General features: G+C 66.1%; 24 protein-coding genes and 1 pseudogene. 15 read left to right on the top strand and 10 right to left on the bottom strand.

Annotated elements, in window-relative coordinates:
• Positions 1-36: 36 nt before the first annotated feature.
• Positions 37-1,242, top strand: a complete 1,206-nt coding sequence (gene rlmN, locus AB5I39_RS09075) for a 23S rRNA (adenine(2503)-C(2))-methyltransferase RlmN (protein ID WP_404373913.1) — start codon at positions 37-39, stop codon at positions 1,240-1,242.
• Positions 1,243-1,438: 196 nt separating this feature from the next.
• Positions 1,439-1,831, top strand: coding sequence for a hypothetical protein (locus AB5I39_RS09070; protein ID WP_404373911.1), 393 nt, complete (start codon positions 1,439-1,441; stop codon positions 1,829-1,831).
• A 55-nt stretch (positions 1,832-1,886) separates the two neighbouring features.
• Here the strand turns inward: AB5I39_RS09070 and AB5I39_RS09065 are convergent, their stop codons facing one another.
• The gene (locus AB5I39_RS09065; protein ID WP_404373909.1) at positions 1,887-2,966 is read right to left on the bottom strand and encodes an aldo/keto reductase; all 1,080 of its coding nucleotides are present in this window, start codon (positions 2,964-2,966) and stop codon (positions 1,887-1,889) included.
• Positions 2,967-3,050: 84 nt separating this feature from the next.
• On the opposite strand from AB5I39_RS09065, the gene AB5I39_RS09060 reads away from it, so the two are divergent.
• Both AB5I39_RS09060 and AB5I39_RS09055 read left to right on the top strand, forming a co-directional pair.
• Positions 3,051-3,677, top strand: coding sequence for a TetR/AcrR family transcriptional regulator (locus tag AB5I39_RS09060; protein ID WP_404373907.1), 627 nt, complete (start codon positions 3,051-3,053; stop codon positions 3,675-3,677).
• Between the two features lie 207 nt (positions 3,678-3,884).
• The gene (locus tag AB5I39_RS09055) at positions 3,885-4,640 is read left to right on the top strand and encodes a sulfite exporter TauE/SafE family protein (protein ID WP_404373905.1); all 756 of its coding nucleotides are present in this window, start codon (positions 3,885-3,887) and stop codon (positions 4,638-4,640) included.
• On the opposite strand, the gene AB5I39_RS09050 is transcribed toward AB5I39_RS09055, so the two are convergent.
• Genes AB5I39_RS09050 through AB5I39_RS09040 form a run of 3 tightly spaced genes read right to left on the bottom strand, consistent with a single transcriptional unit; the run spans position 4,631 to position 6,685 of the window.
• A complete protein-coding gene (locus AB5I39_RS09050) occupies positions 4,631-4,945 on the bottom strand; it encodes a cytochrome C nitrite reductase (protein WP_404373903.1) in 315 nt (104 codons plus the stop codon). The two genes, AB5I39_RS09055 and AB5I39_RS09050, sit on opposite strands and share 10 nt — an antisense overlap.
• Positions 4,942-6,102: a molybdopterin-dependent oxidoreductase gene (locus AB5I39_RS09045; RefSeq protein ID WP_404373901.1), complete on the bottom strand. Its 1,161-nt coding sequence runs from the start codon at positions 6,100-6,102 to the stop codon at positions 4,942-4,944. Before AB5I39_RS09045 ends, AB5I39_RS09050 begins: the two co-directional genes overlap by 4 nt.
• Positions 6,095-6,685, bottom strand: a complete 591-nt coding sequence (locus AB5I39_RS09040) for an NADPH-dependent FMN reductase (protein ID WP_404374090.1) — start codon at positions 6,683-6,685, stop codon at positions 6,095-6,097. The genes AB5I39_RS09045 and AB5I39_RS09040 overlap by 8 nt, the downstream gene beginning before the upstream one ends.
• Before the next feature lie 221 nt (positions 6,686-6,906).
• Here AB5I39_RS09040 and AB5I39_RS09035 point away from each other — a divergent pair, with 221 nt between their 5' ends.
• Genes AB5I39_RS09035 through AB5I39_RS09025 form a run of 3 tightly spaced genes read left to right on the top strand, consistent with a single transcriptional unit; the run spans position 6,907 to position 11,003 of the window.
• Positions 6,907-9,039 (top strand): transglycosylase domain-containing protein, encoded by a 2,133-nt coding sequence (locus AB5I39_RS09035; protein ID WP_404373899.1) that lies wholly within the window; start codon positions 6,907-6,909, stop codon positions 9,037-9,039.
• A 45-nt stretch (positions 9,040-9,084) separates the two neighbouring features.
• On the top strand, positions 9,085-10,086 hold the full coding sequence (locus AB5I39_RS09030; RefSeq protein WP_404373897.1) for a threonine aldolase family protein: 1,002 nt from the start codon (positions 9,085-9,087) through the stop codon (positions 10,084-10,086).
• On the top strand, positions 10,083-11,003 hold the full coding sequence (locus AB5I39_RS09025) for a DMT family transporter (RefSeq protein ID WP_404373895.1): 921 nt from the start codon (positions 10,083-10,085) through the stop codon (positions 11,001-11,003). Before AB5I39_RS09030 ends, AB5I39_RS09025 begins: the two co-directional genes overlap by 4 nt.
• Here the strand turns inward: AB5I39_RS09025 and AB5I39_RS09020 are convergent.
• Positions 10,913-11,752 (bottom strand): NAD(P)-dependent oxidoreductase, encoded by an 840-nt coding sequence (locus tag AB5I39_RS09020; RefSeq protein WP_404373893.1) that lies wholly within the window; start codon positions 11,750-11,752, stop codon positions 10,913-10,915. The two genes, AB5I39_RS09025 and AB5I39_RS09020, sit on opposite strands and share 91 nt — an antisense overlap.
• A gap of 3 nt (positions 11,753-11,755) precedes the next feature.
• Positions 11,756-13,369, bottom strand: coding sequence for a M28 family metallopeptidase (locus AB5I39_RS09015; protein WP_404373891.1), 1,614 nt, complete (start codon positions 13,367-13,369; stop codon positions 11,756-11,758).
• A gap of 104 nt (positions 13,370-13,473) precedes the next feature.
• Between AB5I39_RS09015 and pepN the strand changes: the two are divergent.
• Together pepN and AB5I39_RS09005 are read left to right on the top strand one after the other, a co-directional pair.
• Positions 13,474-16,073 (top strand): annotated as a pseudogene (gene pepN / locus AB5I39_RS09010) (aminopeptidase N).
• Between the two features lie 57 nt (positions 16,074-16,130).
• Entirely contained in the window at positions 16,131-16,370 is a 240-nt protein-coding gene (locus AB5I39_RS09005) for a hypothetical protein (protein ID WP_404373889.1), read from the top strand.
• On the opposite strand, the gene AB5I39_RS09000 is transcribed toward AB5I39_RS09005, so the two are convergent.
• Both AB5I39_RS09000 and pabB read right to left on the bottom strand, forming a co-directional pair.
• Complete coding sequence (locus tag AB5I39_RS09000; protein ID WP_404373887.1) at positions 16,367-17,566, bottom strand: pyridoxal phosphate-dependent aminotransferase; 1,200 nt, start codon at positions 17,564-17,566, stop codon at positions 16,367-16,369. The two genes, AB5I39_RS09005 and AB5I39_RS09000, sit on opposite strands and share 4 nt — an antisense overlap.
• Before the next feature lie 36 nt (positions 17,567-17,602).
• Complete coding sequence (pabB, locus tag AB5I39_RS08995) at positions 17,603-19,435, bottom strand: aminodeoxychorismate synthase component I (protein WP_404373885.1); 1,833 nt, start codon at positions 19,433-19,435, stop codon at positions 17,603-17,605.
• A gap of 82 nt (positions 19,436-19,517) precedes the next feature.
• On the opposite strand from pabB, the gene AB5I39_RS08990 reads away from it, so the two are divergent.
• Positions 19,518-20,189, top strand: coding sequence for an MBL fold metallo-hydrolase (locus AB5I39_RS08990; RefSeq protein WP_404373883.1), 672 nt, complete (start codon positions 19,518-19,520; stop codon positions 20,187-20,189).
• On the opposite strand, the gene AB5I39_RS08985 is transcribed toward AB5I39_RS08990, so the two are convergent.
• Entirely contained in the window at positions 20,186-20,611 is a 426-nt protein-coding gene (locus AB5I39_RS08985; RefSeq protein ID WP_404374088.1) for an MAPEG family protein, read from the bottom strand. The two genes, AB5I39_RS08990 and AB5I39_RS08985, sit on opposite strands and share 4 nt — an antisense overlap.
• Positions 20,612-20,822: 211 nt before the next feature.
• Here AB5I39_RS08985 and rpmF point away from each other — a divergent pair, with 211 nt between their 5' ends.
• From rpmF to AB5I39_RS08960, 5 genes are all read left to right on the top strand, one after another.
• Positions 20,823-21,002 carry a 50S ribosomal protein L32 gene (rpmF, locus tag AB5I39_RS08980; protein ID WP_010406047.1) on the top strand — a complete coding sequence of 60 codons (180 nt, stop codon included), beginning with the start codon at positions 20,823-20,825 and terminating at the stop codon, positions 21,000-21,002.
• Between the two features lie 43 nt (positions 21,003-21,045).
• Positions 21,046-22,077, top strand: a complete 1,032-nt coding sequence (plsX, locus tag AB5I39_RS08975; protein WP_404373881.1) for a phosphate acyltransferase PlsX — start codon at positions 21,046-21,048, stop codon at positions 22,075-22,077.
• On the top strand, positions 22,074-23,039 hold the full coding sequence (locus AB5I39_RS08970; RefSeq protein ID WP_404373879.1) for a beta-ketoacyl-ACP synthase III: 966 nt from the start codon (positions 22,074-22,076) through the stop codon (positions 23,037-23,039). Before plsX ends, AB5I39_RS08970 begins: the two co-directional genes overlap by 4 nt.
• Positions 23,040-23,128: 89 nt before the next feature.
• Positions 23,129-23,428 (top strand): integration host factor subunit alpha, encoded by a 300-nt coding sequence (locus tag AB5I39_RS08965; RefSeq protein ID WP_404373877.1) that lies wholly within the window; start codon positions 23,129-23,131, stop codon positions 23,426-23,428.
• An 8-nt stretch (positions 23,429-23,436) separates the two neighbouring features.
• Complete coding sequence (locus tag AB5I39_RS08960) at positions 23,437-23,802, top strand: MerR family transcriptional regulator (RefSeq protein ID WP_404373875.1); 366 nt, start codon at positions 23,437-23,439, stop codon at positions 23,800-23,802.
• Here the strand turns inward: AB5I39_RS08960 and AB5I39_RS08955 are convergent.
• Positions 23,799-25,370, bottom strand: a complete 1,572-nt coding sequence (locus AB5I39_RS08955; protein ID WP_404373873.1) for a peptide chain release factor 3 — start codon at positions 25,368-25,370, stop codon at positions 23,799-23,801. The two genes, AB5I39_RS08960 and AB5I39_RS08955, sit on opposite strands and share 4 nt — an antisense overlap.
• Positions 25,371-25,488 lie beyond the last annotated feature (118 nt).

The raw sequence follows: 25,488 nt of genomic DNA, 5'->3' as shown, positions 1-25,488 counted from the left end.
CTGGAAAGTTGCGCCGTTTTCGACTACATCGACCCCATGCCCAATTCCGCGACGACCCTCATGGCCATTCCCGGCCATATCGATCCCGTTCCCGTGCCCCGCGCGCTGACCCCGCGCAGCGACGGCCGGATCGATCTGCTCGGCCTGACCAAGGCCGATCTGCGCATGGCGCTCGAAACCTCGCAGCTCGACCCCAAGCAGGCGAAGCTGCGCGCGAAACAGCTGTGGCATTGGATCTACAATCGCGGCGTCACCGATTTCGCGCTGATGACCGACATTTCGAAGACGATGCAGCCCTGGCTCGCCCAGCGCTTCACGATCAGCCGCCCGCAAGTGGTCGAGGCGCAAGTCTCCACCGACGGCACGCGCAAATGGTTGCTGCGCACCGATGACGGCAATGATTACGAGATGGTGTTCATCCCCGATGCCGATCGCGGGACTTTGTGCATCTCCAGCCAGGTCGGCTGCACGCTCAATTGCAGCTTCTGCCACACCGGCACGATGCGGCTGGTGCGCAATCTTGAGCCGTCGGAAATCGTCGGCCAGGTGATGCTCGCGCGCGATGCGCTGGGCGAATGGCCGAGCCAGCCCGAGGGCCGGATGCTCACCAACATCGTGCTGATGGGCATGGGCGAGCCGCTCTACAATTTCGACAATGTCCGCGATGCGATGAAGATCGTGATGGACGGCGACGGCATCGGCCTGTCGCGCCGCCGCATCACGCTGTCGACCAGCGGGATCGTGCCGCTGATCGCGCGTGCGGGCGAGGAGATTTCGGTCAACCTCGCCATCTCGCTGCACGCCGTCACCAAGGAAGTCCGCGACGAGCTGGTGCCGATCAACAAGAAATACGGCATCGAGGAATTGCTGCAGGCCTGCGCCGATTATCCCGGCGCCAACAATGCGCGGCGCATCACCTTCGAATATGTCATGCTGAAGGACAAGAACGACAGCGACGAGGACGCGCGCGAGCTCGTCCGGCTGCTGCGCAAGTTCGATCTGCCGGCCAAGGTGAACCTCATCCCGTTCAACCCCTGGCCCGGCGCAGCGTACGAATGTTCGACGCCGGAGCGGATCAGGGCCTTCTCGACGATCGTGTTCGACGCCGGGATTTCAGCGCCCGTCCGCACCCCGCGCGGGCGCGACATCGACGCGGCGTGCGGCCAGCTCAAGACCGCAAGCGAAAAGCTGTCGCGCGCCGAGCTCGACCGGCAGGAAGCGAAGCTGGCCGCGCTTGGCTAAGGCCGTTTGCTGCCAGGCGCGATTGTCTCAAACCCGTTCGGCCCCGGACCTGATCCGGGGTTGTCGAAGCCCCGTCGAAAAAGGCGCGCGCTTGGCGTTTTGAGAGAGGCCCTTCGACAGGCTCAGGCGAACGGATTACGCGGGTATCGTGACCGCATAAACGGCGGCTTTCCCGCACAGGGGCAAACGTCTGAAGGTGGGTGACTACCTGCCGTTCCGCATTCAAGCCAGCGGCGCACAAAGCGGACGTTTGCGCGATCTCCAAACGGATAGTAGTCACTTCAGAGTGACGTGTGAACGCTGCCAGAATATGGATCAACACGTCCCCATTCGGACGCCCGGCGAGCTATTCAAGGTCGTTTGCACCGTTCGGCAAGCGTTGTCGGACGGCGACATCGAGCAGATCGATGCGGGGCCGATGAAGGGCGTCGTCGCATTTGACGACTTTTCAGAGAGCAGCCCACAGGATGATGTAGTTCTGTATCGCTTCCAATGTCCGTCGTGCGGCCAGAACTTCGTGCTTGGCGCAGTCACGTGGAATGGGACCGGCGGCTCTTGGGGCAAGACACAACCGCTCTCAACGTCTTAGTTTGGGCGCGAGCGGAAAGGCCAGTGCGCCGGTCGCGGCCTGACGTCATCCAGATTTAGCGCTCCCCCCACCCGGCGACGCCGTGCCCGCCGAACACCATCCGCCGCACACCCGGTTGGGCGAGCGACGCGCTGAACCCCGGCACCGGCGCGCTCGCCGCGTCGAGCCGCTGCATCTGATCCTCGCTTAACGCGATCGTCGTCGCGGCGATATTGCTCTCGAGTTGCGCCACCGTCCGCGCGCCGATCAGCGTCGATCCGACGCCCTTGCGCACCATCACCCAGGCGAGCGCGACCTGCGCGGGGGGCCGGTCGACTTCGCCCGCCACCGCCTTCAGCACCTCCAAGATATCCCAGTTGCGCTCGGCAAACTTGCTGTCGCCGAACGGGTTCGGCCCGCTCAGGCGACCGCTATCCGCCGTGTCCCCCCGCGCATATTTGCCGGTCAGGAACCCGCCGCCGAGCGGACTCCACGGCACCACCGCCATCCCCGCCTCGTGCGCGGCGGGGAAATGTTCAGCCTCGACATCGCGCGCGACCAGCGAATATTCGAGCTGCAGCGCGATCGGCCCCGGCACCCCGCGCTCACGCGCGATCGTCGCGACCTGCATTGCCAGCCACGCCGGCATGTCCGACAGCGCATAATAGCGAATTTTCCCCGCGCGGACGAGGTCGCCGAGCGTCTGGACGATCTCCGCCGCCGGGGTCACCCCGTCCCAGATATGCATCCAGTACAGATCGATATGATCGGTCCCGAGCCGCTTCAGCGAGGCATCGAGCGCACGGTGGATGTTCTTGGCCCCCGCACCCCCGGCATTGGGATTGCCGCCGCCGCTCTGCCGGGCGCTCAGCGGGTTGGCCGATGCGTTGAAACCGAATTTGGTCGCCAGCACGATGTCGTCGCGCGATCCGCTGTCCTTGAGAAACTGCCCGATCAGCCGCTCGCTCTCGCCGCCCGAATAGATGTCGGCGGTGTCGATGAAATTGCCGCCCGCGTCGCGATACGCATCGAACATCGCCCGCGCGGTCTGGTCGTCGGCATTCCAGCCGCCGGGGCCAAAGGTCATCGTGCCGAGTGCGAGCGGACTGACGACGAGGCCGGAGCGGCCAAGCGTGCGAAAATCGGTGAGCGACATGGGAGTCAAACTTTCATAGCGTTCGTTATGTAATTCCTGCTATCATTCCGTGCCCCAAGGTCAAGACATTTCGGAACGGTCACTATGAAACCATCAAGCGAGCAACCGCTCGCCCCGCCGCGCAAGACCGGACGTCCCCGCTCGTTCGATCGCGACGCCGCGCTCGAACAGGCGATGTTCGCTTTCTGGCGGCACGGCTATGAAACCACCTCGATCGCCGATCTGACCGCCGCAATGGGCGTCACCGCACCCAGCCTCTACACCGCGTTCGGCGACAAGCAGCGGCTCTTTCTGGAAGCGGTGCGGCGCTACGCAGGGGATCCGCAGGCGATGGCGGACCGGATCGCAGGTGCGCCCACCGCCTATGACGCCGCGCGCGACCTGCTGACCGGAGCCGCCATCGCCTATACCGGCGATACGACTCCCAAAGGCTGCCTGCTGGCCAGCGCCACCGCCAGCGGCTCACCCGACTCCGCCGCCGTCCAGCGCGCCGTCGCCGACATCCGCACCACGATCGCGCGCCACCTCGCGGACCGAATCGATCGCGACATCGCGCGCGGCACGCTGCCCCAAGGTACGGATTCCACCGCCTTGGCCGGGCTGGTGATGGCGGTGATCCAGGGCATGTCAGTGCTGGCGCGTGACGGGGCGACACGCGACGCCCTGCTGTCAATCACCAGCGCGACCTTGGCCGCGTGGCCGACACGCTGAACGTCGCGCTGTCCTACAACCGCCCGACCATGCGATGATCGATTCGCTCTTTCCAACCGTCGATTTGCCGCCCGATCCGCGCAAAATTCTTGCTGCGGTTGCCTATCCCGGATCTGCGCGAAAAGCGCGCGTTCGCGTGACTTTCCAGTGAACTTCCGCCAGCGCGCGCCCATCGCCTTCCCCGCCCCGGCACGCTAGGGCGCGCGGATGAGCATTACCGGAATCCTTCTCGCGGGCGGCGCGGGCATCCTCGGCGGGGCGATGAATGCGCTTGCCGGGGGTGGCACTTTCGCAACTTTACCCGCGCTGATCGCGCTCGGCCTGCCCGCCAACAGCGCCAATGCCACCTCCAACGTCGCGCTGCTGCCGGGTGCGGCGACCAGCGCCTGGGCGTTTCGCGATGAGCTACAGCCGGTCGGCGGGGTCGGCGTGCCGCTGCTCGCGGCGATCACCTTTGCCGGCGGGCTGGGCGGCAGCATCCTGCTCGCGGTGACGCCGACGCATGTGTTCGACCTGCTCATCCCGTGGCTGTTGCTGTTCGCCTTCGTCGTCATCGCGCTGGGGCAGCGCGCCGCGGATGCCTTGCGGGCGCGCGTGACGATCGGGCCGCATACCCTGCTTGTCGTCCAGGCGGTGCTTGGCGTGTACGGCGGCTATTTCGGCGGCGGCGTCGGGCTGATGACCACCGCGATCTACGGCTTGCTCGCAGGCGTCTCGCCCCGCGCGCTGTTCGCGCCGCGCACGTTGATGCTGGCGGTCGCCAATCTGGCCGCGGCGATCGTGTTCGTCGCGGTCGGGCTGATCCGCTGGGCGGCGTGCCTGCCGATGCTGGCGGGCGGCATGGTCGGCGGCTGGGTCGGCGCGCATATCGGCAAGCGGCTGTCGCCCGGCCTGGTGCGCGGCTGGACCTTGCTGGTGACGGCAGTGACGACCGCCGTGTTCTTCGCCCGCGCCTATTTCTGATTGGGCAGCGCGAGCAAGGCCGCCACGATCTTCGCGTCATCCTTCTCGGCGATTTGCGCCTTATAGGCACCGCGCATCTTGGTTACCTCGGCCTGCCACTGCTCGGGCTTCAATTTCGGCTGCGTCAGGATCATCTCGGGCGAATGGCAGGCGGTACAATTGACCGTCAGGACTTCGGCCGGCAGTGTCACCGTCTCGGTCGGCAGCGTCATCGTCTGCGACGTGAGGGTGATCTTCGTGGGGCTATCCGCCGCCGGATGGCACGCGGCGAGCAGGACCAGCGCAATGATCGACAGGCGCTTCATGCGATGCTCACTTTCGCGGTTTCGATCGTGTTGCGCATATAACCGCCAGGGTTCCAGATCGGATCGGCGGTCTGCGTCGCACTCTTGGCGTTGGTCGCACGCACGGCGACGGTATGCGATCCCGCGGGCAGGCGCGCGGCCCAGCGTCGGAAGCCATAGGCCCCGTGATCAGGGCCGAGCTCGGCCGCCCGCCAGCTCTTGCCCGCATCGATCGACCATTCGACCTTGGCCACGCCGGCATCGCCGCCCAGCGCGACCCCGCGCACGGCGGTCGCATCGGCGCGGGTGAAGAAGGCGCGCGGGATCATCGCCCCGATCGGCGCGGTCGGGAAATCCTTCGCACCCGGCACGACGCTGGCGCGCGGCGCGGTGGGGATACGGTAGGCTTTCTCCATCCAATAGCCGGTGTCGGGCGTGGTCAGCACCTCGACCGTGTCGAGCGCCTTGACCCAATAGGTCGAGAACCAGCCCGGTACGACCAGCCGCAACGGAAAGCCGTTGAGCAGGGGGAGCTGCGTGCCGTTCATGCCGTAGGCGACGATCGTATCCGCCGCCATCGCCCGGTCGAGGTTGAGCGCCTTGGCGAAGTCGGGCGCGGCACCGGGCGGATTGTCGAGGCCGGAGAAGCGCACCTGCACCGCCCCGGGCGCAACCCCGGCGCGTTCCAGAATGTCGCGCAGCCGCACCCCGGTCCACAGCGCATTGCCCATCGCGCCATTGCCCCATTGCGCGCCGGGCACGCGCGGGGCGAACAGGCCACGCGAATTGCCCGAACACTGGTTGACCGCCGCGATCTCGACCTGCGGCAGCGCCTGAATGTCAGCGAGGCTGAGCGACAGTGCCCGTTTCACCGCGCCGCCGATCTTCAGGCGGAACGCCGCGACATCGACCGACAGCGGAATGTCGTCATAATGCCACCGCACGAAAAAGCGGTCGTTCGGCGTGAACGGCGAATCGGTCAGCGCGCCGTCGAACGCCGCGATCGGCGTCTCCAGCAGCGGCGCGCGGGTCCGCTGGAGGATCATGCCGCGCTTGCCGGGGAAGGCGTCGGTCAGCGCAGGCGCGGCGGGCTTTGTCAGTTGCGCCCACAGCGGCGTGCTCGCCAGCGCGCCCGCCCCGATCGCTAGCGCTGTGCGCCGGTCGAAGCGCTCAACCATGCTGAATCGCCAGCGGCGCGAAGCGGGCGACCTGCTGCCCCACCATCTGCAATTGCGCCACGACTGCCGGGTCGTTCGCGCCGCCAGCATCGTCAAACTTGGTCACCTGCGAATTGACCGCTGCGGCAAAGGGCGTCGGCCAACCGCGCAGCGCATGGACGATCGAGCGCAGCGCTGCGATCGTGCTGCCTGTCGCCTGCCAACCATAAGCGGTGGCGATCAGTCCGACCGGCATATCCGCCAGATACGGCCGGTGCTCGTCACGCGCGGTTTCCTCCAGCAAATCGAGCGCATTCTTCACCACGCCCGAGATGCTGCCGTGATAGCCCGGCGACGCGATGATCAGCGCGGATGCCTGACGTACGGTATCGACGAAATCGCGTTCGTCGGCGGTCCGCGTCGTCGCCTTGGGATCGTAGAGCGGCAGGCGTGCCATGTCGGCACCACCGAACATGCGCGTGCGAAACCCCTCGCGCGCCGCCGCATCCAGCGCGATCGCCAGAGCGCGCTCGGTCGAGGAGACGCCGCCGATTGTCCCCCCGATACCAACGACGAGCGGGAGAGGAGCAGCGGTATCGGCCATCGCACGGGGCTTTCGAAACAGGGTGTGGCACGGCGGCCGGATGCGGTTGCGATAGCCGGGGCTGCGGCGCGGCTCAATCGCCAAGTGGCACGTCCTCCCCTCTGCGACCTTCCGCTCGCGTCGCGACGATCCGACTGCTAGAGGCCACGCAACGCGCCGTCCTCACTTGCATGATCTGTCATATGCAAGTAATACACTGGCTTGCGGTATGGATACGCCTGATGCGCTTTAATCCCTTCGGCCCGATTGGCGGCGCCCGCCCGGACGGCGACGATGATGCGCTGGAACTCACTGGCGGTATGCCGCCGCCGCGCGACGACTATCAAAGCGCGGGCGACGACGAATACGCCTCCGATCTGCCGCCCGCCCCCCGCACCAGCCGCTGGCGCTGGGTCACGCGCGGGATCGCCGCCGCGATCGTGCTGTTCGTCTTCGCGGTCGGCTGGCTCGCGGTTACCGCGCCCTTGTCGAAATCGCTGCAGCCCCCGACACCGCCGAGCATCACCCTGCTTGCCGATGACGGCACGCCGATCGCGCGCCGGGGAGCCATTCTGGAGGCACCGGTCGATGCGGCCAAGCTGCCCAAGAACGTCACCAACGCTTTCCTGGCGATCGAGGATCGGCGCTACCGCACGCATTGGGGGATCGACCCGCGCGGGATTGCGCGCGCGTTCTTCCACAATATGACGTCGAAGGGCCGCGACCAGGGCGGCAGCACGATTACGCAGCAACTCGCCAAGAATGCTTTTCTCGATTCGGACCGTACTGCAGCGCGGAAGATTCGCGAGGTGATGATCGCGTTCTGGCTGGAGGCGTGGCTGAGCAAGGACCAGATCCTGTCGCGCTATCTGTCGAACGTCTATTTCGGCGACAATGTGTACGGCCTGCGCGCCGCCGCGCGGCATTATTTCGGGCGCACCCCGGAGAATCTGTCGATCGCGCAGGCGGCAATGCTCGCCGGGCTGGTGAAGGCCCCGTCGAAGCTCGCGCCCACGGTCAATCTGCAGGGCGCACGTGATCGTGCGAAGCTGGTCGTCGCGGCGATGGTCGAGGCGAAGTTCCTCGACAAGGAAGAGGCCGCAAGCGTGCGCCCCGCGCGGATCGTGCCCGACCGGCGGCAGACCCTGCCCAACGGCACCTATTTCGCCGATTGGGTGCTGCCCGAGGCCCGCGATCATGCCGGCGAGATCGCCACCGAGACCACCGTGCAGACGACGCTCGACCGCCGCCTGCAAAAGGCCGCCGAACGCGCGACCAAGCGCGCTGGCCTGCGCGATGCGCAGATCGCCCTGGTCGCGATGCGGCCCGACGGGCGCGTCGTGGCAATGGTCGGGGGCAAATCCTATGCCGATAGCCCGTTCAACCGCGCGACCCAGGCGCAGCGGCAGCCCGGCTCGGCGTTCAAATTGTTCGTCTATCTCGCCGCGCTGCGCCACGGCATGACGCCCAATTCGGTGATCGAGGACGAACCGATCACGATCGCCAAATGGTCGCCCAAGAATAGCGACGGGCGTTACCTCGGGCCGATCAGCCTGCGTCAGGCGTTCGCGCGCTCCTCCAATGTCGCCGCCGCACGGATTACGCAGCAAGTCGGCGTTTCGAACGTCATCCAAGCCGCGCGCGATCTCGGCATTTCGACCCCGATCCCCAACGAAGCGACGATCGCGCTCGGCACGTCGAGCATGTCGCTGCTGGAACTGACCGCTGCCTATGCCTCGATCGCGGCGGAGCGCTATCCGGTCCGCCCGCGCGGGCTGGAAGCTGAGCCGGAACGCGGTGTGCTCGCGACGTTGACCGACCGTACCCGCTCGCTGTCGGGCGATCTGCACGATCAGATGCTTGATCTGCTTTCCGCATCGGCTGAGACCGGCACGGGCCGTGCGGCGGCGCTATCGGTGCCGACCTATGGCAAGACCGGCACGACGCAGGACAATCGCGATGCGCTGTTCATCGGCTTTGCCAACGGCCTGGTATGCGGTGTGTGGGTCGGCAATGACGACAACACCCCGAACGCGGGTCTCTCCGGCGGCGGCATTCCGGCGCGGGTGTGGCGCGATTTCATGCAAAGCGCGCTGGGCGTCGGCCCCGCCGTCGCGCCCGAACCGGAGCCCGAGATGGTCGATCCCGATGCGGGCAACGGCATCGACGAGACGCTCGAAAACTTCCTTGATCCGGCCAACATCCCGCCGGTCGAAGGCGAGATTCCGGGGGTCGGCCGCGTCCGGCTGCGCAACGGTGAACTGAACTTCGAACCGAACCGCAGCGACGATCCCGAGCGCGGCCCCGATCGCCGCCGCCGCGACCGTTTCGACGACCGCGCACCCCCGCCGCGCGACCCGGAGGGTGAGGAGTAAAGCTCACCGGTTGACGCCGCCCGCGCATCGCCGCAAGGCCATGTCATGCGCTTCTTCTCCGACAATGCCGCCCCCGTCCACCCGGCCGTGCTGGCCGCGATGAGCGACGCCAACGTGCTTGACACCGCCTATGACGGCGATGGCTGGAGCAAGCAGCTCGATTCGCGCTTCTCCGAACTGTTCGAAACCGAGGTGCGCGCGCTGTGGGTGCCGTCGGGCACCGCCGCCAATTGCCTGGCGCTGGCCGCGATGTGCCCACCGCACGGCGCGATCGTGTGCCACCGCGACGCGCATATCCAGAATGACGAATGCGGCGCGCCGGAATTCTACACCCACGGCGCAAAGCTGCTGCTGGCGGACGGGGCTGGCGCGAGGCTGACGCCGGAGACGATCGGCGCCGTGCTGGATGCGACGCGCAACGACGTGCATCAGGTGCAGCCGCACGCCATTTCGATCACCAACGCGACCGAATATGGGCTGGTCTATAGCCCCGACGATGTCGCCGCGATCGGCGCGGTGGCGCGGGCGCGCGGCCTCGGGCTGCACATGGATGGCGCGCGCTTCGCCAATGCGGTCGCGCATCTCGGCTGCGCCCCCGCCGACGTGACCTGGCGCGCAGGAGTCGATGCGCTCAGCTTCGGATTCGTAAAAAATGGTGGGATGAGCGCCGAAGCGCTGATCTTCTTCAAGCCCGAACTGGCCGCCGCAACGCTGTACCGCCGCAAGCGCGCGGGGCTGCTATTGTCCAAGGGGCGTTATCTCGCGGCGCAATTGCTGGCGATGCTGGAGGGCGATCTGTGGCTTGAACTTGGCCGCAACGCCAATGCCGGGGCCGCATTGCTGGCGCAGGCGGCGGGCGCGCGCCTGGTCAATCCGGTCGAGGCGAACGAGGTTTTCCTGCGCGTCAGCCCGGAGGAGGCGGCGCGCTTGCGCGCACGTGGCTTCGATTTCTACGATTGGGGTCCGGGCGAGGCGCGGCTGGTGGTTTCGTGGAATCAGTCGCCGGACGACATCCGCCCGCTCGCCGACGCGATCGCCGCGCTTTGAACAGCCCGGCGCCCCCGCCCAATTCGAGCAGGCTGGCCATCCTGATCCCATTCGGCATCGTAACGCTGATCTGGGGATCGACCTGGCTGGTGATCCGGCATCAATTGGGCGCGGTGCCGCCGACCTGGTCGGTGACCTATCGCTTCATCGTCGCTGGCACGGCGATGCTCGGCTACGCGCTGTTCCGGGGCGAGCGGATCATGCTCGATGCGCGCGGCTGGGCGTTCGCGGTGGTCACCGGGCTTTGCCAATTCTGCCTCAATTTCAACTTCGTCTATAGCGCCGAGGGGTACGTCACCTCGGGGCTGGTCGCGGTGGTCTTCGCGCTGCTGCTGCTGCCCAATGCTATCTTCGCGCGGGTTTTCCTGGGGCAGAAGCTCGGGCGGCAGCTGGTCGTCGGCATGGGTGTGGCGATGGCGGGCGTCGTCTTGCTGTTCGTCCGTGAGGCACGCGTCGACCCGCACGGGCCGGGGCAGGTGCTGCTGGGCATCGGATTCACCCTGCTGGCGATTCTCTCAGCCTCGGTCGCAAACGTGATGCAGGCGACGCCGACCGCGCGCGCCTATCCGATGGCGGCGATGCTGGGCGTGGCGATGCTGATCGGCGCAAGCATCGACGCGACGCTCGCCTGGACGATCAGCGGCCCGCCGGTATTCGACACCGCACCCGGCTATATCGCGGGGGTGCTGTACCTCGGAATCTTCGCGTCGGCGCTCGCCTTTCCGCTCTATTACGGTGTGCTGCGCGTGATCGGCCCGGCCAAGGCGGCCTATTCGAGCGTGCTGGTGCCGGTGATCGCGATGCTGCTGTCGACGCTGTTCGAGGGCTATGTCTGGTCGTGGCTGGCGGCGGGTGGCGCGGCGCTGGTGGCCGTCGGGTTGATCATTGCGCTCAGGGCGCGCAGGCCGGCGCGATAGTCGGGATAAGTCGGCGCCCATCCGAGCACACGCTTGGCCTTGCCGTTCGCGACCCGGCGATTCTCCGCGTAAAAACCTCGCGCCATTGGCGATAGCGCCTCGATCGGCACGAACGGCGGCGGCTGTAGCCCGAGCAGGCCGGCCGCAAATTCTATGACCGCATTCTGGCTCGCGGGATGATCGTCGGCGAGGTTGTAGGCGCCCGCCGACCCCGCGAACCCAGCGAATACGCCCGATACGATGTCGTCGACATGGATGCGGCTGAACACCTGCCCCGCCGAATCGACGCGGTGCGCGCTGCCGCTTCGCACCCGGTCGAGCGGGGAGCGGCCCGGGCCATAGATGCCGGGCAAGCGAAACACCCGCGCGCCCGCCGCCAGCCAGGCGGCATCCGCCTCGGCCCGCGCACTACGGCGTCCGGTGCCGGTCGGCGCGCTTTCGTCGACCCACGCGCCGCCCGCATCGCCATAGACGCCGGTCGAGGAGAGATAGCCAAGCCATGCGTCGCTCGCCGCCAGGCGTTCGCCATAAGCGTCGAGCGCCGGATCGCCCGCCTTGGTCGGCGGCACCGACGACAGCACGTGCGTCGCCGCTGCCAGCTCCGCTGTAACCGCGTGCCGATCGTCGAAGCGCAGCGTGCCATCGCGTCCGTCGCGGGTCGTGCCGACGACGTGCCAGCCTTCGCCGCGCAACGCCCGAGCCAGCGCCTGCGCGGTATAGCCCAGCCCGAAGATCAGCAGCCGCCCCATGCGCTATTTCGCGCCGTAACCGTGATACAGCAATCCGAAGAAATCGCCCTTGTTCCAGCGCGGCCGCGCATTGCCATCAGCGATTTCGCGCGCGATCGCATAGTTCGCATTGATGAAGCGGATACCCTGTGACCAGTCGATCGGCTGCGCCAGATCGTCCGCAGGCTGGTGGTAGCGCGTCTTGAAAAACTCGGCCGTAGCGGCCTTGCCCGGCCCCTTCTGTCCCGGCCACAGGAAGACCGACGGCACGCCCTGCTGGACAAAGCGATAATGGTCGGAGCGCACGAAAATGCCCTGCGACGGATCGGGATCGGGCGACATCGTCACGCCCAGCGTTCCCACCGCCTTCGCCACGATCGGCCCGAGCGTCGAGCGATCCGCGCCGAACACCGTCATATCCTCGAACGGATAGGTCAGGATCGGCATGTCGAGATTGACGTCGGCGACGATCCGCTCGATCGGCACGGTCGGGTGCTTGGCGAAATAGTCGGAGCCGACCAGCCCCTTTTCCTCCGCCGTGACGGCAAGGAACAGGATCGAGCGGCGCGGCGCCTTGCCCGAGGCCTTGAAGCGCTTGGCTTCCTCGATCAGCGAGGCGATGCCGATCGCATTGTCCTCAGCACCATTGTAGATCGTGTCACCCTTCGCATCCGCCCGCCCGACGCCGAGATGGTCGAGATGCGCGGACAGGACCACCACTTCCTTGCCGAGCTTGGGGTCGCTGCCGGGGATCATGCCCGCGACGTTGGCACTGCTCGCCGGTTCGAACGTGGTCTTCAACGAGAAGGCGGCGTTGACCGGCAGCGCTTCTGCGGTGAACACGCTCTTGCTGTCGGCGACGCGCGGCATGATGGCGCTCCACGGCGTCTTGGCGCCCGCGAACAGCTTGGCCGCACCGCTCGCGCTGATCGTGGCGAGGATCGGCACGCCGCTCGCGTCGCCGGTGCCGTCAGGGCGCGCCCAGCTTGTGCGTGGCCGGTCGAAACTGGCCCCGCCGCCGGGGATGGCGCTTCGCGTCAGCACGATCGCGCCGACCGCGCCATGCGCCTGGGCGATCACCGCCTTGGTCGTCGCGCTCTGGAAGTGCGCGCGCTCTTCGCTCTGGAAATCGATCGGGGCGCCGCCGAAGAAGGCCACGATCTTGCCGCGCACATCGACCCCGGCATAATCATCGCGGCCATAATGCGGCGCGACCAGGCCGTACCCGACGAACACCACAGGCGCGTCGATCACGGTGCGTACGGCGGTCGCGACGGTGCCGGGCACATAATCCTCGCCAAACACAAGCGGTGCTGGTGCCTCGCCCTTGCGCGTCAGCACGACATCGCCCTTGTCGGCGGCGCGATAGGTGACCAGCGGCACCTTCTGGATATAGCTGCCGTCGTCGCCAGCGGGCTTCAGCCCGGCGGCAAAGAATTGCGCGGCGACATATTCGGCGGCGATGCGGAATTCGGGGCTCCCTGCCTCACGCCCGCGCAGGACATCGGAAGCGAGGAACAGCACGTGCGCCTTCATCGCGGCCTGATCGTCGGGCAGCGCAGCCTCTTGCGCGACGCCCTGCGTCATCGCCGATCCCGCGAGCGCGATTGCCGCCACACCTGCCACCCAACGCTTCATGCCATCCTCCCGTTCGTGTGATGGTGCGGTATCACAGCGCCGCCGCCGCGCAAGTACGGCGATTTCGGTGGCGAGTGCGGCCTGCGCGTCCTACATCCGGCACAATGCTCGACATCCAGAACAGCCTCGCCCAGCCTCACGTCACGCGTCGCGCGGATTATACCCCGCCCGATTGGCAAGTGCCGGACATCGCGCTCGATTTCGCGCTCGATCCGGCGGCGACGCGGGTGAAGGCGACGCTGCATGTCCAGCGCAGCGGCACGCACGACCGGCCGATCCGGCTCGATGGTGGCGGCCAGACGCTGCTGTCGGTTTCGGTCGATGGTACGCCGGTCAACGACTGGACGATCGAGGATGGCGCGCTTGTCCTGCCGCTCTCGGGATCGGCGCATGTCATTGAAACCACGGTCGAGATCGCGCCCGAACGCAACACGCAGTTGATGGGGCTCTACGCCTCGGGCGGCAATCTGTGCACGCAGTGCGAGGCGGAGGGTTTCCGCCGGATTACCTTCTTCCCGATCGGCCCGATGTGCTCAGCCGCTACCGCGTGCGGATGAGCGCCGACAAGAAGCGCTACCCGGTGCTGCTGGCGAATGGCGACCCGGTCGCGTCGGGCGATCTGGAGGACGGGCGGCACTGGGCAGAGTGGCACGACCCCTTCCCCAAGCCCTGCTACCTCTTCGCGCTGGTCGCGGGCGATCTCGCCGTCAACCGCGGCAGCTTCACGACGATGTCGGGGCGCGTGGTCGAGCTCGGCATCTGGGTCCGCGCGAGCGATCTCGAGCGCACCCATCACGCGCTCGAAGCGCTCAAGACATCGATGGCATGGGACGAGCGCGTCTATGGCCGGGAATACGACCTCGACGTGTTCAACATCGTCGCGGTCGATGATTTCAATTTTGGCGCGATGGAGAATAAGGGGCTGAACATCTTCAACAGCCGCTACATCCTCGCCGACCCCGACACCGCGACCGATTACGATTACGACGCGATCGCCGCGGTCGTCGCGCACGAATATTTCCACAATTGGTCGGGCAATCGCGTCACCTGCCGCGACTGGTTCCAGCTTTCGCTGAAGGAAGGCTTCACCGTCTATCGCGACCAATGCTTCTCGGCCGATCAGGGGTCGGCTGCGGTCAAGCGGATCGAGGATGTCCGCGGCCTGCGCGCCGCGCAATTTCCGGAGGATGCCGGGCCGCTGGCGCACCCGATCCGCCCGGATGAATATCAGGAAATCTCGAATTTCTACACCGCGACGATCTACAACAAAGGCGCCGAGATCATCCGGATGCTCGCCACGATCCTGGGGCCGTCGGGCTTCCGCGCGGGCACCGATTTGTATTTCGACCGGTTCGACGGCACGGCGGCGACGTGCGAAGATTTCGTTGCGTCGCTCGAAGAGGCAAGCGGCACCGATCTGACACAATTCCGCCGCTGGTACGGACAGGCGGGCACGCCGCGTGTGACCGCCGCGTTGGAACATCAGGAGGGGTCCGGTCGCGCCGAATTGGTGCTGACCCAGCGAACCCCGCCGACCCGGGGGCAAGAGGAAAAACTGCCGGTCGTGCTCCCGTTGCGCATGAAGCTGTTCGGCGCCGAAACCGCCGCGACGCTTGCACCCGAGCAGATCATTCTGCTCGATCAGGCTGAGCAGCGGATTGTCTTCGAGGGCCTGACTGAGCGGCCGATCCTGTCGATCAATCGTGGCTTTTCCGCGCCCGCGATCATCGAAAGCGACCGCAGTGCCGCCGATCTCGCTTTCCTGGGCGCGCATGACGACGATCCGTTCGCGCGCTACGAGGCACTACAGCAACTGATGCTGGATACCCTCGTCGCAGCCGCCAGCGGCCAGCACGCCGATCATGCCGCCGTCATTGCCGCAGTCGCGGGCACGATCGGCGATGCCAAGCTCGACCGCGCCTTTGCCGCCGAAGCGGTGCTGCTGCCGTCCGAAAGCTTCATCGGCGATCAGATGGCGGTGGTCGATCCCGAGGCGATCTTCCGTGCGCGTGAATCGCTCCGGCGTGAGATTGGACGGGCGTTGGCGCGCGAATGGCGCGCCGCCTACGATGCCGCGCAAACGTCCGGCAGCTATGCCTATTCGCCCGAGGCGAAGGGGATGCGGCGGATGCGGGCGGTGGCGCTCGGCTATATCGCGGCATCGGGCGCAGTGGATGCGGGCGACCTGGCCTTCGCGCAGTTCGAAGCAGCCGACAATATGACCGACCGGATGAGCGCGCTCACCACGCTGGTCGGGGGCGATGCACCACAACGCACACCTGCGCTCGACATTTTCTACAACCGCTACCGCGACAATGCGCTGGTACTCGACAAATGGTTCTCGGTGCAGGCGATGGCACCGCGTGACGATACCGGAGCGGTGGTGCGCGAACTGCTGCAACACCCAGATTTCACGCTGTCGAACCCCAATAGAGCGCGGGCGCTGATCGGGGCGTTCGGGGTCAACCAGCGCGCGTTCAATGCCGCCGACGGATCGGGCTACCGCTTTCTGGCGGATCAGTTGATTGCGCTCGACACGCTCAATCCGCAAACGGCGGCCAAGCTTATCCCGCCGCTCGGGCGCTGGGCGCGGTTCGACAGCGGGCGCGCCGCCCTGATGCGCGCCGAGCTGGAGCGGATCGTCAAGGTGCCGGGATTGTCGAAGGATATGTTCGAACAGGCTTCACGCAGCCTGGAGGGGTAGGGCCCGGCACCGCGCCGGGCCGGTACAGCCGTTTAACGGTTTGCAGCGACCGAGCTGGTGGCCGTCGCGCGCGCGGAATCCGCCGGATGGAATGTGACGAGCGCAAGCGCGCCCAACGCGAATCCACCGAAGAACTGCCACAGGAAACCCGACTTAAGAACGCTACGCATCACGATGACCTTTCGCGTCGGCACCATGCCGATCGCTGCATCGCAGCAAATCGGCGTGATGCGATCGTTTCGCAAGAGGTATTCCGGCAACAATCCGTTGCCGAAACTGCATCGGTCGATTTTTTAGCGCAACGCGGCGCACGCCGTCTGGATGCGCTCGCAGGCATCCTGCAGCAGCGCCTCCGAAGTCGCGTAAGAAATCCGCATCGCCGGCGACAGGCCGAACGCTGCGCCCTGCACCGCCGCCACCTTGGCATCGTCGAGCAGGTAGCCGACGAACGCTTCGTCGGTATCGATCAGCTTGCCCGCTGGCGTCGACTTGCCAATCAGGCCGGAGATTTCGGGATAGACGTAAAATGCCCCCTCGGGGCGCGGGCAGGTGATGCCGTCGGCCTGGTTGAGCATCGACACGACCAGATCGCGGCGCGACTGGAAGGCAGCGGCACGCTCCTTCAGAAAGGACTGATCGCCGTTGAGCGCGGCAACGGCGGCAGCCTGTGCGATCGAGCACGGGTTACTCGTCGATTGCGACTGCAATTTGGAGATCGCCTTGATCAGCCATGACGCGCCCCCGGCATAGCCGATCCGCCACCCGGTCATCGCATAGGCCTTGGAACAGCCATTCACCGTCAACGTACGCTCGTACAGCGACGGGCAGACCTGCGCGATCGTGGCGAATTCGAAATCGTCATACAGGATATGTTCGTACATATCGTCGGCGAAAATCCACACGTGCGGATGGCGTTCGAGCACTTCGCCCAGCGCGATCAGCTCGGCCTTGCTATAGGCGGCACCAGTAGGGTTCGATGGCGAATTGAGGATCACCCATTTCGTGCGCGGCGTGATCGCCGCCTCGAGCTGTTCGGGACGCAATTTATAGCCCTGCTCAGGGCCGGCCGCGACGAACACCGGCGTGCCGCCCGCGAACAGCACCACATCGGGATAGCTGACCCAATAGGGTGCGGGTACGATCACTTCGTCGCCGACATCGACCGTCGCAACGATCGCGTTGAACAAGGTGTGCTTGCCACCGACGTTCACGGTCACCTGATCGGGGGTGTAGTGAAGCTCGTTATCACGCGCGAATTTGGCGACGATCGCGGCCTTCAACTCAGGCGTGCCATCGACATTGGTATATTTGGTCTGGCCGTCGCGGATCGCCTTGATCGCGGCTTCCTTGACGAAATCGGGCGTGTCGAAATCGGGCTCGCCCGCGCCCAGCCCGATCACATCGACGCCTGCCCGTTTCAGCTCCAGCACGCGCGACGTGATCGCCAGCGTCGGCGAGGGCTTGATACGGGCGAGCGCGGCGGATGGGTGCATGGTTAAAGCCTTGATGGCGGATCGACGCGCGAGCGCTTATCGTGCGCGCGGCATCGCCGCAACCGCCAGTCGCGCAATGATCAGCCCGCGCAGCGCATTGCCGACGAAAAAATCGGTCGTGAGATCTGCCGCGGTGATGTCGCGCTCGATCGCCCGACCACTCTCGATCAGCTCGGCGCGCAACACCCCGGGGAGCAATCCGGCGGCAAGCGGCGGCGTGATCAGCACCTCGCGCCCGGAATCATCCGTTCCCGGCACGAACAGCGAGGTGAAGCTGCCTTCGGTCAATCGGCCATCGGGGCGTGCGAACAGCACTTCATCGACACCCGCGTCGCGCCGCGCGTCGTCGTAAAAGCGCCGATCGCTGGTCTTGTGGCGCAAACGGATGTCGGCGGGTGCCACCGGTAGCGGCACGATCGCGACAGACAGCGCATCGCGAACCGGGGGCGTAGGGGCGACCTCGACCGCCACCGCGCCGCCCGGCGACAACACCAGGCGCACCTTGCGGGCATCGCGCAGGCGGAAGGTCGCGGCCTGCAATTCGTTGCGCACGGCGTGGCGATCGAAGCGGAACCCGAAGGCGTGCGCGCTCTCCGTCAAGCGCTTCAGATGCCGCTCCAGCAAGACGATGCCATGTTCGGGGTCGAACGCCATCGTCTCGATCAGATCGAACGTCCGCGCATGCCGTGTCAGGAACTCGGTCTTTGCGCGCGCCTCGTCCCATTCCTCGGGGCTGCGCGAATCGGCGACGATCCCCCCGCCCGCCCCGAGCCGCGCTTCTTCGGCACCGTGCGGCCAAGTCAACGTGCGAATCGCCACGTTGAACATCGCATCGCCGGGCCTGTCCGCCGTCGCCGCATCGAACCGGCCGATCGCGCCGGTATACAGGCCACGCGGACTGCGCTCGATCGCCGCGATCGCCTGCATCGCGGCGATCTTCGGCGCGCCGGTGATCGATCCGCACGGGAACAACGCCGCCAGCACGTCGATCGCGTCGTTATCGGGCGCGATCTCGGCGGTGACGGTCGACACCATCTGATGCACGGTCGGATAGGTTTCGACCGCGAACAGCGTCGGCACCGCCACCGTTCCGACGCGCGCGACGCGCGACAGATCGTTGCGCATCAGATCGACGATCATCAGATTTTCCGCGCGCTGCTTGGGATCGCGCGCTAGCTCGGCGACGATCGCGGCATCCGCGCGGGCGTCCGCGCCGCGCCGCGCCGTGCCCTTCATCGGGCGACAGGTAAGTGTGCTGCCTTCAAGCGCGAAAAACAGCTCGGGCGAAAGCGACAGAATCGTCAATCCCTCGGGACCCGGCCCGGTATCGATCAGCGCGCCGAACCCGGCACGCGCGGTGCCGCGCAATCGCGCATAGAGCGACAGCGGATCGCCCCGGACCGCCATGTGCGCGCCGTGAGTCAGATTCGCCTGATACAAGTCCCCCGCCGCGATGTGCGCCTGCACGGCGGCAAGCTGCGCGTCGTAGGTCGTCCGGTCGATGACGGGCTCGGGCACGCCGCTCCACGCCCCGGCTGGGTCGGGAAGGATCTCGGCAATTTGGTCGGGCGCGATCTCTGTGAAGCGCTCGAACAGGCCGAACCATAAAAGCGGCGTTTCACTCGGCGCAGGATCGGGCAGGACACGCTCGAACGCGGCGCCTGCCTCATAGGACAGGAAGCCGGCGGCGTGCAGGCCGTCGCGCTGTGCCGCGCGAATCGCCGCCAGCGCAGGCACCACCTCGGCTACAGTGTGCGCCACGATCACACGCACCGGATCGACATACAGCCGCGCCGCCGCGCCGCCGTCGCGTGCATCGTCGAGCAGCACGAAGGGCGCGCGCAATGGGGGGAAAGGAAGCACGGTCATAGCGTCACCCTGCCAGATGCCCCGGCTATGCCCTCAGGGGCAACCCTTGGTTTTCGCGTAGAAGGCCCGTATCTCGGTCGGCATGAGCCTTCAGCCCCCCCAGCCGCCGCTGCGCGCCGCGATCGTCCCCGTCACCCCGCTGCAGCAGAATTGCACGCTGTTGTGGTGCACCGCGACGATGCGCGGCGCCTTTGTCGATCCCGGCGGCGATTTGCCTAAGCTGCTTGCCGCCGCCGCGCAGCATAAGGTGACGGTCGAGAAGATCATCCTCACCCACGGCCATATCGACCATTGCGGCGAGGCGAAACCGCTCGCCGAACAGCTCGGCGTGCCGATCGAAGGGCCGCACGAGGAAGATCGCTTCCTCACCTCGACCCTGTCCGAAAGCGGCGCGCAATACGGGATTGCCGGCGTGAATTTCGAACCCGACCGGTGGCTGGTGGAAGGCGATACGGTCACCGTCGGGGATCTGGTGCTCGATGTCTATGAAACCCCCGGCCACACGCCCGGTCACGTCATCTTCCATCACGCGCCGTCGAAACTGGCGCTGGTCGGCGACGTGCTGTTCGCCGGATCGGTCGGCCGCACCGATTTCCCGCGCGGCAATCATCCGCAATTGCTCGCTTCGATCGTGGAGAAGCTCTGGCCGCTGGGGAATGATACGACCTTCATCCCCGGCCACGGCCCTGCCAGCACCTTTGCGCACGAGCGTCGCAACAACATGTTCGTCAGCGACGCCGCCCTGGCGGCTTAGCCGGCGGGCATCGCGCTGACCGCAGAGGTTCCAGCAGTGCTGTGCGGCAGGAACGGCAAGGTGACCGCATAGCCGCCCAGCCCGAGCAGCAGCGCGAAAGTGAGCAGCGTACCGATCATGCGCCCGGCGGGCAGACCGTCCATACCGAGCGGGTGGGCGACTCGCGCGAGCAGGAACAATGCGCCCGCGATCCACAGCCACAGCGACGTGCCGGTTGTGAATTCGAGCAGACCGATCAAAATGATGATGAAGGGGGCGTATTCGACGAAATTGGCGTGTGCGCGCATGCGGCGAATCAGCATCTCGTTGCCGCCGTCACCGATGCTGACCTTCGCCTTAGTTCGCACGGCGCCAGTGCGCATGGCGAGCCAAAGATTGAGGATCGCGGCGGCCCCGGCTGTCATCAAAGTGATCGGCAGCATAATCGAACCCACGGTATTTCTCCCCTTTGTGTGATGGTGGCCGCCTTGGCACCGTGCGCGCGTGCTTGCAACGGCGGCAAGAATTGCTATAGGCCGCCATCTTCGCGATATGTCTGGCCAACGTGCCGCTTGCGCGGCCGACGGCGTCGGTTGCGTGGCAGTCCGTTTCGGGCCTATCGCATCTGTCAGACAAGCATAAGGTTTCGCCGAAATGGCCGTCCCCAAAAGAAAAACCACGCCGTCGAAGCGCGGCATGCGTCGCAGCCACGATTCGCTGACCGTCGCATCGTTCCAGGAATGCCCGAACTGCGGCGAGCTGAAGCGCCCGCACAACCTGTGCCCGTCGTGCGGCCATTATAACGGCCGCGAGATCGTTTCGGTCGAAGGCTGATCCGCACCTCCCGGACGGCAGCGTGAACAGGGGAGCGGCCAGCGTGACGAACAGCTCCCGGATCGCGGTCGATGCGATGGGTGGCGACGAAGGGCTTGCGGTGATGCTGGCGGGGGTGGCTCGTGCCAGCCGCCGGTACGAAGACATGCGCTTCATCCTGGTTGGCGACGAGTCGGCGATTGCGGCTGGGCTGAAATCCCATCCCAATCTCAGCGCGCATTCCGAGATTGTCCACGCGCCCGAGCTGGTCGGTTCGAACGACAAGCCGAGCCAGGCGATTCGCCGTGCCAAGACGACGTCGATGGGCATCGCGATCGACATGGTGAAGCAGGGCCGCGCGGCCGCGTGCGTGTCGGGGGGCAATACCGGCGCGTTGATGGCGATGGCGAAGCTGTCGCTGCGGATGATGCCGGGTATCGATCGTCCCGCGCTCGCTGGCCTGATGCCGACGCTGGGCGACAATGACACCGTGGTGCTCGATCTCGGTGCCAATACCGAATGCGATGCGCGCAATTTGATCCAGTTCGCGGTGATGGGTGCCGCCTATGCGCGAACCTCGCTCGAGCTCGCCCGCCCGCGCGTAGCGCTGCTCAATATCGGCAGCGAGGATCAGAAAGGCACCGAGACAATTCGCGACGCCGCAAGCGCCTTGCGCGCGGCATCGCATTTGCCGCTCGATTTCACCGGGTTTATCGAAGGCGACAAACTATCGCGCGGCGATGTCGATGTTATCGTTTGCGACGGTTTTTCGGGCAATATCGCGCTCAAGACCGCGGAGGGCACCGCCCGCTTCGTGGCCGACCTGCTGAAGCGCGCGTTCCGCTCTTCGGTCCGCTCCAAGATCGGGTTCCTGATCTCCAAGCCCGCAACCGAACTGCTGCGGCATCACCTCGACCCCAACAACCACAATGGCGCTGTGTTCCTTGGCCTCAACGGCCTGGTCGTGAAGAGTCATGGCGGGGCGAACGAAGTGGGCGTGGCGACCGCGATTGCGGCGGCGGCCAAGATGGTGCGCGACGATCTGACGCGGCGCATCGCGCAGGACCTCAGAGATTTCGAGAAGAAGACGGCATGATTCGTTCGGTCATTATCGGAACCGGCTCGGCGCTGCCCACCCGGCGCGTGTCGAATGCAGAATTGGCCGAAACCGTTGATACCTCCGACGAATGGATCGTCGAGCGGACCGGCATCCGTTTCCGCCACATCGCCAGCCCCGACGAGACGACTGCAACGCTCGCCGCCGATGCGTGCCGTGCAGCCCTCGGCGCGGCTGGCCTGGCGGCGGACCAGATCGACTTGATCGTGCTCGCCACGGCGACGCCCGACCAGACCTTCCCCGCCACTGCGACCAAGGTGCAGGCGATGCTGGGCATCAATGACTGCGTTGCGTTCGATGTGGCGGCGGTGTGCTCGGGCTTTCTATACGCGCTGCAAGTCGCCGACAGCATGATCCGCAGCGGCGCCGCGCGCCGCGCACTGGTGATTGGCGCAGAGACCTTCAGCCGCATTCTCGATTGGGAAGATCGCGCGACTTGCGTGCTCTTCGGCGATGGCGCGGGTGCCGTCGTGATCGAGGCTCAGGTGGATCCCACCGGTGAGCGCGGCATCCTGGCGGTGCGGCTGCACGCCGATGGGCGCCACAACGAGTTGCTTTATGTCGATGGCGGTCCCTCCACCACCGGCACCGTCGGCAAGGTACGGATGAAGGGGCGCGAGGTGTTCCGCCATGCGGTCGTCAACCTGGCGGCGGTCCTGATTGAGACGCTGGCCGTGGCCGGGCATACCGCCGAGGACATCGACTGGCTGGTCCCGCATCAGGCCAATGCCCGCATCCTCGACGCGACCGCCCGCAAGTTGCAGCTCGCACCGGAAAAGGTCGTCGTGACGGTCGACCAGCACGCCAACACCTCGGCAGCGTCGGTGCCGCTGGCGCTGGACACGGCCGTCAAGGACGGACGAATCAAGCCGGGTGACCTGATCGTGCTTGAAGCAATGGGCGGCGGTTTCACTTGGGGCGCGGCGGTCGTTCGTCTCTGAAAAGCCACCGGCTATCCCACTAAGTAAGGTCTTTCGGGAAGCCGCATCTGTGTGTTACGCAGACCAAGGCTTTGGGGGAAGGGTGAATCATGGAAACCGCAGGCACTTTGACACGCGCTGATCTGGCCGAGGCACTGCATCATCAGGTCGGGCTGTCACGCGCGGATTCGTCGAGCCTGGTCGAGCAGATCCTGTCACACATGTGCGGTGCGCTGGCCAAGGGCGAGAACGTCAAGATCTCCGGCTTCGGGACCTTCGTGCTGCGCGACAAGGGTGAGCGCGTGGGCCGCAACCCCAAGACCGGCGTCGAAGTGCCGATCGCACCGCGCCGCGTGCTGACCTTCCGCGCCAGCCAGATGATGCGCGACCGCATTGTCGAGGCCGATTGAGCGAGCGTGTGACGCAAGTGCCGGGCGGACCGGGGAAGGCGGAGACCGCTTATCGGACGATCGGCGAGCTGTCGCGCGAGACCGACCTGCCACAGCACATCCTGCGCTATTGGGAGACTCGCTTCCCGCAGCTTCGCCCGCTGCAACGTGCTGGAAACAGGCGCTATTATCGCCCCGAGGATGTGGCGCTGGTCAAGCGCATCGCGGCGATGCTCGATCAGGACGGCTATACCATCCGCGGCGTGCAACAGGCGCTGGCGGGTAAAACTCCCGCTGTCGCCACCCCCAAGACCGGCGACGCGGACACCCACGCCGCAATCCGCCAGGTGCGCGCCGCACTGGCCTCGGCTTTAGCGGAAGACGCTCCCGCCTAGCGCTCCCGCGTCGCAGCGAAGGTGACCTTGGGATAGCGGTCGGACACATAGCCGACATCCCAGGCGGTCTTCGCCAGATACACCGGGTTACCGTCGCGATCCTTCGCCATCGCGCCGCGGTTCAAATCCGTGAACGCCTTGAGATCGGCCGGATCGGCGGCCGACACCCAGCGCGCGGTATCGTATGGTGCCATTTCCAGCCCGGCATCGACCTTATATTCGGCCTCAAGGCGGCTCAGCAGCACTTCGAGCTGCAATTGCCCGACCACGCCGATGATCCAGTTCGAGCCGATCTCGGGATAGAAGACCTGGGTCACGCCCTCCTCCGCCATATCGTCGAGCGCCTTGCGCAACTGCTTGGTTTTGGTGGGATCCTTCAGTGCGACGCGACGGAGGATTTCGGGGGCGAAGTTGGGCAGGCCGGTAAAGCGCACGTCGGCGCGCTCGGACAGCGTGTCCCCTACTCGCAACGTGCCGTGGTTTGGGATGCCGATAATGTCGCCGGGGAACGCCTCGTCCGCCAATTCGCGTTCGCGCGCGAAAAACAGGATCGGCGAGTGAATCGCGATCGGCTTGCCGTGGCCCGTCGGCGTCAACTTCATGCCGCGCTTGAACGTGCCCGAACACAGCCGCATGAAGGCGATGCGGTCGCGGTGGTTGGGGTCCATGTTCGCCTGCACCTTGAACACGAAGCCGGTCACCTGATTGGCATCGGGCGAGACGGGGGCGGGTTCGGCGGGCAGGGCGTGCGGCGGCGGGGCGTAGTCGGCGAGCGCATCGATCAGCGAATCGACCCCGAATTCCTTGAGCGCCGAGCCGAAATAGACCGGCGTCAGGTCGCCCGCGCGATACGCCTCCGCATCAAACGTGGGATAACCGACCTGCGCCAGTTCGACATCCTCGCGCAGCTTGGCGAGGGCGGGTGCCGAGAGCAACGCGTCGAGCTGTGGGTCGTCCAGCCCGCTGGTCTGGATCACCTTGCCCTTATACTCGCGGCTTGGTCCCTCCGGCATCAGCAGGCGGTTGCTGACGAGATCGAAAATCCCTTCGAAATCGCTGCCCATGCCGACCGGCCAGGTCATCGGCGTGACCTCGAGCTGGAGCAGATTGGCGACCTCGTCGAGGATGTCGAATACCTCGCGCCCTTCGCGATCGACCTTGTTGACGAAGGTGATGATCGGCACGTCGCGGAGACGACAGACCTCGAACAGCTTGCGCGTCTGGCTTTCGATGCCCTTCGCCACGTCGATCACCATCACCGCCGAATCGACCGCGGTCAGCGTGCGATAGGTATCCTCGCTGAAATCCTCGTGGCCCGGCGTATCGAGCAGGTTGAAGGTCACGCCGCCGGTCTCGAAGGTCATCACGCTGGAAGTGACCGAGATACCGCGCTGTTGTTCGATCTTCATCCAGTCGGAACGGGCGCGGCGGTTCGCGCCGCGCGCCTTGACCTCGCCCGCCAAGTGGATCGCGCCGCCGAAGTAGAGCAGCTTTTCGGTGAGCGTGGTCTTGCCGGCGTCGGGGTGCGAGATGATCGCGAAGGTGCGGCGGTCGGAGATGTGGTTCATGCGGGGAAGCTCATGCGAAACGGGCGGTTGCGACTCGGAAAGTTGCGAAAGTGCCACACACAAGCCGGTCTGGCAGGCGATGCGGACGGGATGGCGGATGCAGGGGTCACCGCTTCGC

The sequence above is a fragment of the Sphingomonas sp. MMS24-J45 genome (genome assembly GCF_044881195.1).
Lineage (GTDB): Bacteria > Pseudomonadota > Alphaproteobacteria > Sphingomonadales > Sphingomonadaceae > Sphingomonas.
Note: the sequence above shows the minus strand (reverse complement) of the source record. Positions and strands in the feature narration are given on the sequence as shown.

What these genes read in the sequence shown, in the direction of transcription:
- rlmN (WP_404373913.1), top strand. Translation starts at nt 37, where the DNA reads ATGCCCAATTCCGCGACGACCCTCATGGCCATTCCCGGCCATATCGAT.
- AB5I39_RS09065 (WP_404373909.1), bottom strand. Translation starts at nt 2,966, where the DNA reads ATGTCGCTCACCGATTTTCGCACGCTTGGCCGCTCCGGCCTCGTCGTC.
- AB5I39_RS09060 (WP_404373907.1), top strand. Translation starts at nt 3,051, where the DNA reads ATGAAACCATCAAGCGAGCAACCGCTCGCCCCGCCGCGCAAGACCGGA.
- AB5I39_RS09055 (WP_404373905.1), top strand. Translation starts at nt 3,885, where the DNA reads ATGAGCATTACCGGAATCCTTCTCGCGGGCGGCGCGGGCATCCTCGGC.
- AB5I39_RS09050 (WP_404373903.1), bottom strand. Translation starts at nt 4,945, where the DNA reads ATGAAGCGCCTGTCGATCATTGCGCTGGTCCTGCTCGCCGCGTGCCAT.
- AB5I39_RS09045 (WP_404373901.1), bottom strand. Translation starts at nt 6,102, where the DNA reads ATGGTTGAGCGCTTCGACCGGCGCACAGCGCTAGCGATCGGGGCGGGC.
- AB5I39_RS09040 (WP_404374090.1), bottom strand. Translation starts at nt 6,685, where the DNA reads ATGGCCGATACCGCTGCTCCTCTCCCGCTCGTCGTTGGTATCGGGGGG.
- AB5I39_RS09035 (WP_404373899.1), top strand. Translation starts at nt 6,907, where the DNA reads ATGCGCTTTAATCCCTTCGGCCCGATTGGCGGCGCCCGCCCGGACGGC.
- AB5I39_RS09030 (WP_404373897.1), top strand. Translation starts at nt 9,085, where the DNA reads ATGCGCTTCTTCTCCGACAATGCCGCCCCCGTCCACCCGGCCGTGCTG.
- AB5I39_RS09020 (WP_404373893.1), bottom strand. Translation starts at nt 11,752, where the DNA reads ATGGGGCGGCTGCTGATCTTCGGGCTGGGCTATACCGCGCAGGCGCTG.
- AB5I39_RS09015 (WP_404373891.1), bottom strand. Translation starts at nt 13,369, where the DNA reads ATGAAGCGTTGGGTGGCAGGTGTGGCGGCAATCGCGCTCGCGGGATCG.
- AB5I39_RS09000 (WP_404373887.1), bottom strand. Translation starts at nt 17,566, where the DNA reads ATGCACCCATCCGCCGCGCTCGCCCGTATCAAGCCCTCGCCGACGCTG.
- pabB (WP_404373885.1), bottom strand. Translation starts at nt 19,435, where the DNA reads ATGACCGTGCTTCCTTTCCCCCCATTGCGCGCGCCCTTCGTGCTGCTC.
- AB5I39_RS08990 (WP_404373883.1), top strand. Translation starts at nt 19,518, where the DNA reads ATGAGCCTTCAGCCCCCCCAGCCGCCGCTGCGCGCCGCGATCGTCCCC.
- AB5I39_RS08985 (WP_404374088.1), bottom strand. Translation starts at nt 20,611, where the DNA reads ATGCTGCCGATCACTTTGATGACAGCCGGGGCCGCCGCGATCCTCAAT.
- rpmF (WP_010406047.1), top strand. Translation starts at nt 20,823, where the DNA reads ATGGCCGTCCCCAAAAGAAAAACCACGCCGTCGAAGCGCGGCATGCGT.
- AB5I39_RS08970 (WP_404373879.1), top strand. Translation starts at nt 22,074, where the DNA reads ATGATTCGTTCGGTCATTATCGGAACCGGCTCGGCGCTGCCCACCCGG.
- AB5I39_RS08965 (WP_404373877.1), top strand. Translation starts at nt 23,129, where the DNA reads ATGGAAACCGCAGGCACTTTGACACGCGCTGATCTGGCCGAGGCACTG.
- AB5I39_RS08955 (WP_404373873.1), bottom strand. Translation starts at nt 25,370, where the DNA reads ATGAACCACATCTCCGACCGCCGCACCTTCGCGATCATCTCGCACCCC.